We start from the raw sequence: 7576 nt of genomic DNA, 5'->3' as shown, positions 1-7576 counted from the left end.
GTGCCGCAGGACACGGTGCTGTTCAATGACACGATTGCGTATAACATCGCCTTTGGCCGCGAGGGGTCGGATCAGGCGGCGGTCGAGCGGGCGGCGGCGGGCGCGGCGATCGACGGGTTCATCGCATCCCTTCCCAACGGCTATGAATCGATGGTTGGCGAGCGCGGGCTGAAATTGTCGGGCGGCGAGAAGCAGCGGGTGGCGATCGCCCGCACGTTGCTTAAGGATCCGCCGATCCTGATCCTCGACGAGGCCACCAGCGCGCTCGATTCGCGCACCGAGGAGGCGATCCAGGCGACGCTTGCAGGGGCGATCCGCGACCGCACGACGATCATCATCGCCCACCGCCTGTCGACCGTGGCCGACGCCGACCAGATCATCGTGCTGGACGAAGGCCGCGTTGCCGAGCGGGGGACGCACGATGTCCTGCTGGCGAAAAACGGCCTCTACGCCGACCTGTGGAACCGGCAGCAGGCCGAGAGGGAGTTGGAGGACGCGGCCCAGGCGGCGGAATAATCGTGCAGATTCAGGCTTGCGTAATGTTGCCGGGAGCTAGAAAGGCGCGACATCTAGTTTCAGGAGTAACCACATGTTGCGTAGTTTTCTCACCGCGACCGCGGTGCTGGCCATCGCCGCACCCCTCGCCGCCGCCCCCGTCAAGCACCGCGCCGGAAACGCAATGACCGCCACCCTGCCGATGGCGAATCCGTTCGCCAAGCCGTCGACGCTGGCGTTCCAGGCGCCCGACTTTGCCCGCATCAAGGACAGCGATTATTTGCCCGCAATGATCGCCGGCATGGCGCAGCAGAAGTCCGAGGTGCTCGCCATCGCCAACCAGAAGGCGGCGGCAACCTTCGACAATACGCTCGTTGCGCTGGAAAAGTCCGGGCTGCTGCTGGAGCGGACACAGCTCGTGTTCTCGGCAGTCAATGGCGCCAACACCAATGATGCCCTGCAGGCGGTCGACACGAAGACCGCGCCGCTGCTCGCCGCGCATAACGACTTCATCTATCTCAACGCGAAACTGTTCGCGCGAATCAAGGCGCTGCACGACCGCAAGGCGAGCCTCGGGCTGGACGCCGAGCAGGCGCGGCTGCTGGACGTTCAGTATGACCGCTTTGTCCATGGCGGTGCCCAGCTGTCACCGGCCAAGCAGGCGCAACTGAAGGCGCTCAATCTGCGCCTGGGGACGTTGCAGTCCTCCTATACGCAAAAATTGCTCGCTTCAGCCAAGGCCGGGGCGCTCCATTTCACCGACAAGGCGGCGCTGGCCGGGCTGAGCGAAGAGGCGATCGCTGCCGCCGCCGATGCCGCCAAGGCGCGTAAGCTCGATGGCTATGTGCTGACCCTGCAGAATACGACACAGCAGCCGGCGATGGATTCGCTAACCAACCGCGCGACCCGCGAGGCGCTGTTCAAGGCAAGCGTCAATCGCGCCAGTCGCGGCGACGCCAACGACACAAGGGCGATCATCAGCGAGCTGGCCGAGCTGCGTGCCAAGCAGGCGGCGCTGCTCGGCTACCCCAATTTTACTGCTTACACCTTATACGACCAGATGGCGAAGACACCGGAGGCCGCGATCGGCTTCATCGACCGGTTGGCCCCGGCCATTTCGGCCAAGCAGCGTCGCGAATATGCCGATATCCAAGCGCTGATCAACCGGCAGGCCGAGGCGTCGGGCAAGCCCTCGTTCAAGGCGATGCCGTGGGACTGGCAGTTTTATTCCGAGCAGATCCGCAAGGAGCGCTACGCCCTCGATAGCGACGCGATGAAGCCTTATTTCGAGATCAACAAGGTGCTGACCGACGGCGTCTTCTACGCCGCGCACCAGCTTTATGGATTGAACTTTGCCGAGCGGAAGGACCTTCCGACGTGGAACCCGGACATGCGCGTGTTCGAGGTGACCGAGGAGAATGGCAAGCATGTCGGCCTGATGTATTTCGACTTCTTCAAACGCGATAACAAGAATGGTGGCGCGTGGATGTCGAACATGGTCCTGCAGTCAAGCCTGCGCGGCACGACGCCGGTGATCTATAACGTCGAGAATTTCGCCAAGCCGGCACCGGGCAAGCCCGCACTGATCAGCTTCGACGATGTGACGACGATGTTCCATGAGTTTGGTCACGCCCTGCACGGCCTGTTCGCGGCGCAGATCTACCCGACGCTGTCGGGCACGTCGACCGCGCGCGACTGGGTCGAATTTCCCTCGCAGTTCAACGAGAATTGGGCGCTCGAGCCGAGCGTGTTGAAGCATTACGCCGTCGATTACCGGACCGGTGCGCCGATCCCGCAGGCGCTGGTCGACAAGATCAAGCAGGCAAGGACGTTTAACCAGGGTTTCGATTTCGGCGAAACAGTCGAGGCGGCCAAGCTCGACCTGGACTGGCACAGCCTGCCGGTTTCTGCGCCGCGCCAGAGCGCCGACTCCTTTGAGGCCAAGGCGCTGGCCGCAGGGGGCTTCGACTCTGCCGACGTGCCGCCGCGTTACAAGACGCCCTATTTCATGCACATCTGGAGCAATGGCTATTCGGCCGGTTATTATGCCTACATCTGGACCCAGATGCTGGACCATGACGCCTATTCCTGGTTCGAGCAGAATGGCGGGCTGAACCGGGCCAATGGCCAGCGTTTCCGCGACCTGATCCTGTCGCGTGGCAATACGGTCGAGCTTGGCACCATGTACCGCAACTTCACCGGTCGCGACCCCGATGTGACGCCGATGCTGCGCTATCACGGCTTGACGCCCGGCGCAGCGACGGCTTCGGGAGAACAATGAACGCCGAGGCAAAGTGACAGCCAGCCCAGTTGAAATCCTCGACAGCGTCTTCGGCCATGCCGCTTTCCGCGGGGTGCAGGAGGCGGTGATTGGCCGGGTGATGGCCGGGCAGCATAGCCTCGCCGTCATGCCGACCGGGGCGGGCAAGTCGCTATGTTACCAGGTGCCGGCAGTGGCGCGGGCGGGGACGGCGATCGTCATCTCGCCGCTGATCGCGTTGATGCATGACCAGATCAGGTCGGCCGAAGCGCATGGCCTGCGCGCCGCTGCCTTGACGTCAGTTAGCAATGATCCCGGCGCGATCCGCGAGGCACTGCGGGATGGGCAACTCGACCTGCTTTATGCGGCACCGGAGCGGGCGTCGGGCGAAGCGTTCGCGCGGTTGCTGGGCGAGGTGCCACTGGCGCTGTTCGCGATCGACGAGGCGCATTGCGTCAGCGAGTGGGGCCATGATTTCCGCCCCGACTATCGCCTGCTGCGGCCGTTGCTCGACCAGTTTCGGGACGTTCCGCGGCTGGCGCTGACCGCAACCGCAGATGCCCGCACTCGGGCCGACATATTGCAGCAGCTCGGCATCCCCGACGCAGGGCTGATCATCGCCGGGTTCGACCGGCCCAACATCCGCTATCACGTCCGGCCGCGCGACGGGGTCGGCGAGCAATTGAAGGCGCTGGTCGCCGTCCAGCCGGGGCCGGGCATCATCTATGCGACGAGCCGCAACGGTACCGAGAAGATCGCCGAGCAGCTGGCTGCCACCGGGCGCAGCGCGCTCGCCTATCACGCCGGGCTGGAGCCGCCGGTGCGTGCCCGCAACCAGTCGGCGTTCGTCGCGTCGGAAGAGATGGTGATGGCGGCGACGGTCGCGTTCGGCATGGGCATCGACAAGCCCGACGTGCGCTTCGTCGCCCATGCCGGCATCCCCAAGTCGATCGAGGCGTATTATCAGGAAACCGGCCGCGCCGGGCGCGATGGCGACCCGGCCGAGGCCTGGCTGTTCTGGGGTGCCGACGATTTCGCCACCGCACGGCGGCGGATCGAGAGCGAGGTCGAGGAGGCGCGGCGGCCGGGCGAGCGCGAGCGGCTCAATGTGCTGGCGGCGTTCGTCGAGGCCGCGACCTGTCGCCGGGCGATTCTGCTGCGCCATTTCGGCGAGGAGCCCCCCGAGCAATGCGGCAATTGCGACAATTGCCTCGACCCGCCCGCGACGATCGACGTTACCGAGGTCGCGCGCAAACTGCTGTCGGCGGTGTTCAGGACGGAGATGCGCTTTGGCGTGGCCCATCTGGCGGCGGTGCTGGGCGGCAACGACAGCGAGAAGGTACGCCAGTTCGGGCATCACCAGCTATCGGTGTTCGGCATTGCCAATGCCGAGGAAGTGGCGCTCCTGCGCCCGATCGCGCGCGCCCTGCTGGCGCGCGATGCGTTGCGGGCGGACGATTATGGCGGGCTGTCGTTCGGCCCGGGGGCGAAGCCAGTGCTGAAGGGCGAGCAGTCGGTGATCATCGCCATTCCGCCCGCTAAGGTTCGCAAGGCGCGGAGCGATCGCGCGCCCACCGGCCCGGTCGATCCGCTGTTCGAGGCGCTGCGGGCGTGGCGACGCGACACGGCCAAGGAAGCGGGCATTCCGCCCTATGTCATTTTCCACGATTCGACGCTGCGCGCGGTGGTGTTCGCCCGACCGTCGAGCCTGGCGGAGCTGGGCCGAATTGAAGGCGTGGGCGAAACCAAGCTGGCGCGCTATGGTGAGCCGCTGCTGGCCGCGCTCCACGCAGCACAGGAGGGTCACCATGCCACGCCAGCTTGACGACAAGACGATGGTCTCGGGCCAGATCGATCCCGCCGCCCTGCCTGATCTGGCGGCGCAGGGGGTGACGCTGATCATCAACAACCGCCCCGACCATGAGGACCCCGATCAGCCGACCAGCGCCGAGATGGAAACGGCCGCCAAGGCATGCGACATCGCCTACCGCCACGTCCCGATCGCGCGCGGGATGGGGCCGAGCGACGTCGAGGCGATGCGGTCGGCAATGACGGCGGCGGGCGATGGCAAGGTGCTGGCCTATTGCCGTTCAGGCAACCGGTCGACGCTGGCGTGGGCGGTGGCCAGGTCCGAGGACGGGGTTGCGCGGGAGGAATTGGAGCGCTGCGCCGAGGCAGCTGGATTTAGTTTGGCGCCAGTCGCGCACCTGCTCTAGCCGGTGCCGCCTACCGTCAACCCATCGATCAGCAGCGTCGGCTGCCCCACGCCCGCCGGGACCGACTGGCCGCCCTTGCCGCAGACGCCGATGCCCTCGTCGAGCGCCATGTCGTTGCCGATGCCCTTGACCCGGGTGAGCACGCTCGGTCCGTCACCGATCAACGTCGCGCCCTTGACCGGAGCGCCGATCTTACCATTCTCGATCTTGAACGCCTCGGTGCAACTGAACACGAACTTGCCCGAGGTGATGTCGACCTGACCGCCGCCGAAGCTGGTGGCGTAGATGCCGTTCTTGACCCGCGTGATCAGTTCCGCCGGGTCGTCCTGCCCGCCGAGCATGAAGGTGTTGGTCATGCGCGGCATCGGCGGGTGGGCGAAGCTCTCCCGCCGGCCGTTGCCGGTCGGCTCCATCCCCATCAGCCGGGCGTTGAGCCGGTCCTGGAGATAGCCCTTCAAAATGCCGTCCTCGATCAGCACGGTGCGGCTGGTTGGCGTGCCTTCGTCGTCGATCGTCAGCGATCCGCGCCGCTCGCCGATCGCGCCTTCGTCGATGACGGTGACGCCGGGCGCGCCGACCCGTTCACCCAGGCGGCCGGAGAAGGCGCTGGTCTTCTTGCGGTTGAAGTCGCCCTCCAGTCCGTGGCCGATCGCTTCGTGGAGCAATATGCCGGGCCAGCCGGGACCGAGCACGACCTGCATCTCTCCTGCGGGTGCGGCGACCGAGCGGAGGTTGGTCAGCGCCTGCGCCAGCGCCTCGTCGATCGCGCGGTGCCACGTCGCCGGTTCGAACAGTCGATCGTAGAGATAGCGCCCGCCCATGCCGAAGCTGCCGGTCTCGCGCCGGTCGCCATCCTTGGCGACGATCGACACGTTGAGGCGGACCAGCGGGCGGACGTCGGTCGCGACGAAGCCGTCGGCGCGGACGATCTCGACCACGTTCCAGCTGCCCGACAGCGACACGCTGACCTGCGCCACGCGGGGATCGCGAGCGCGGGCGGCGGCGTCGATCTCCTGGCATCGCGCGACCTTCTTCGCGAACGGGACGAGCGCGAGCGGATCGGCAGCGGCATACATCGCCTGGTTGGTGCGCGGCGGCGGCGCGGAAGGCGGTCCCTTGGCCGGGTCGAGCAGCGACAGGGTCGCGGCGGCGCGGTCGATCGCGGCCACGCTGATCTCGTTGGCGTGGCTGAACGCGGTCATTTCTCCGGTCACGCCGCGCAGGCCGAAGCCCGAGGCACTGTGATAATCGGCGGTCTTCAGCCGGCCGTCGTCGAACCCGAACGCTTCCGAGATGCCATATTGTAGATAGAGTTCGCCGTCGTCATGGGCGGCGAGGTGGCGGGCGGCGAGGCGGCGCGCATCGTCGGGATCGAGCGCGCCCTCGCGATAAAGAAAGCCGCGCGGATCAGGCGCCTTCACTTGGCGTCCGTATCGGCCGGGCCGCCCTCGAGCACGAAACGGCGGTCGCAATAGCCGCATTCGACGAAGCCGAGCTCATCCTCGATATGAAGATAGACGCGCGGATGGCCGAGCGCGGCGGGCACGGCGCCCGATCCGTCGCAGGCGACGCGGGTGGATTTGGTGCGGACGGTTTCGGGTGGCGGTTGCATGCTCCTCACGTAGCGACGGCGGGGCGCGGCTTCAATGCGTGGCGAGCGTCAGGGATATTGGATGTCGACGTTGAACGTGCCAGTATAAATGCCTTCGACCTGGTTGGCCGCCACGTTGAGGGTGCCACCGACGCGGAAGGTGAAGCTCTCCGCCGCTGCGATGGTGCGCTTGGCTTGCCCCTCCAACGTCAGGTTTGAAAGCGTCATCGTCTCCGTTCCGCCTTGGCGAGTGAGGGTGGTCAGCTGATTCGGCAGCTTGATATTGACCACCGCCGACTGGCCGGCGGACGAGCCGACGAATTGCGCTGCATGCCAGCCAGTGCCGACCAGCAGCACGCCACCGGTCTTGCTGATCGTGTTGGCGTTGGGATCGATCACGACGGTGCCGGCGTTCGTCACCGTCATTTGGCCGAAATCGAGGTCCTGCAGCTTGGTCAGGCTGAGCGGAAACACGATTAGCGCATTTGCCGTCGCCGACGGGTTTGCGGCAATCGGCACCGTGGACGCCGCGGACGACGCGAACAGGGCGCTCAGGAGGACGCAGGGATACAGCGACGATCGAACCATCAACGCGCGCTACAGGGTTAACGTCAAGGAGAGACTTTCGCTCATGGTTAACGGCGGCTTCACCATCGCCGCTTTCGCCGTCCGGCGCGCGCCGCTATGTCGACCGGCATGACCGAAGCCGCCATCCGCATCAAGTTGCTGTCGAAAACCTATGCCGGCGGCAAGCGCGCGCTGGACGATGTCACGTTCGACGTGCCGCGCGGGCAGATCTTCGGGCTGCTCGGCCCCAACGGCGCGGGCAAGTCGACGCTGATCAACATCCTCGCCGGGCTGGTCGTCAAGACCGGCGGCACGGCGACCGTGTGGGGGTTCGACATCGACGACCATCCGCGCAACGCCAAACGGTCGATCGGCATCGTGCCCCAGGAGATATTGTTCGACCCTTTCTTCACGCCGAAGGAGGCGCTGGAAATCCAGGCGGGAATG

General features: G+C 65.9%; 8 protein-coding genes. 5 read left to right on the top strand and 3 right to left on the bottom strand.

Going from position 1 to position 7576, the window contains the following annotated elements:
• From RMN84_RS01475 to RMN84_RS01460, 4 genes are all read left to right on the top strand, one after another.
• The coding region (locus tag RMN84_RS01475) for an ATP-binding cassette domain-containing protein (RefSeq protein WP_309610436.1) at positions 1–516 on the top strand (516 nt) is incomplete at its 5' end.
• Positions 517–589: 73 nt separating this feature from the next.
• Positions 590–2776 (top strand): M3 family metallopeptidase, encoded by a 2187-nt coding sequence (locus RMN84_RS01470; protein WP_309610435.1) that lies wholly within the window; start codon positions 590–592, stop codon positions 2774–2776.
• A gap of 13 nt (positions 2777–2789) precedes the next feature.
• Positions 2790–4580, top strand: coding sequence for a DNA helicase RecQ (recQ, locus tag RMN84_RS01465; protein WP_309610434.1), 1791 nt, complete (start codon positions 2790–2792; stop codon positions 4578–4580).
• Positions 4564–4971, top strand: a complete 408-nt coding sequence (locus RMN84_RS01460; protein ID WP_309610433.1) for a TIGR01244 family sulfur transferase — start codon at positions 4564–4566, stop codon at positions 4969–4971. The genes recQ and RMN84_RS01460 overlap by 17 nt, the downstream gene beginning before the upstream one ends.
• Here the strand turns inward: RMN84_RS01460 and tldD are convergent.
• From tldD to RMN84_RS01445, 3 genes are read right to left on the bottom strand one after another with little or no spacing between them, the layout of a single operon-like run.
• On the bottom strand, positions 4968–6392 hold the full coding sequence (gene tldD / locus RMN84_RS01455) for a metalloprotease TldD (RefSeq protein ID WP_309610432.1): 1425 nt from the start codon (positions 6390–6392) through the stop codon (positions 4968–4970). The two genes, RMN84_RS01460 and tldD, sit on opposite strands and share 4 nt — an antisense overlap.
• Positions 6389–6583: a zinc-finger domain-containing protein gene (locus RMN84_RS01450; protein ID WP_309610431.1), complete on the bottom strand. Its 195-nt coding sequence runs from the start codon at positions 6581–6583 to the stop codon at positions 6389–6391. The genes tldD and RMN84_RS01450 overlap by 4 nt, the downstream gene beginning before the upstream one ends.
• A 48-nt stretch (positions 6584–6631) precedes the next feature.
• Positions 6632–7081, bottom strand: a complete 450-nt coding sequence (locus RMN84_RS01445) for a DUF4402 domain-containing protein (RefSeq protein WP_309610430.1) — start codon at positions 7079–7081, stop codon at positions 6632–6634.
• 177 nt (positions 7082–7258) lie between these two features.
• Between RMN84_RS01445 and RMN84_RS01440 the strand changes: the two genes are divergently transcribed.
• Positions 7259–7576 (top strand): ABC transporter ATP-binding protein (locus RMN84_RS01440; protein ID WP_309610429.1); only part of this gene is annotated, 318 nt, incomplete at its 3' end.

The organism is Sphingomonas sp. (assembly GCF_031380695.1).
GTDB lineage: Bacteria > Pseudomonadota > Alphaproteobacteria > Sphingomonadales > Sphingomonadaceae > Sphingomicrobium.
The sequence above is the reverse complement of the archived record's forward strand: the minus strand, read 5'-3'. Positions and strand labels throughout refer to the sequence as shown.

What these genes read in the sequence shown, in the direction of transcription:
- RMN84_RS01470 (WP_309610435.1), top strand. Translation starts at nt 590, where the DNA reads ATGTTGCGTAGTTTTCTCACCGCGACCGCGGTGCTGGCCATCGCCGCA.
- RMN84_RS01460 (WP_309610433.1), top strand. Translation starts at nt 4,564, where the DNA reads ATGCCACGCCAGCTTGACGACAAGACGATGGTCTCGGGCCAGATCGAT.
- RMN84_RS01450 (WP_309610431.1), bottom strand. Translation starts at nt 6,583, where the DNA reads ATGCAACCGCCACCCGAAACCGTCCGCACCAAATCCACCCGCGTCGCC.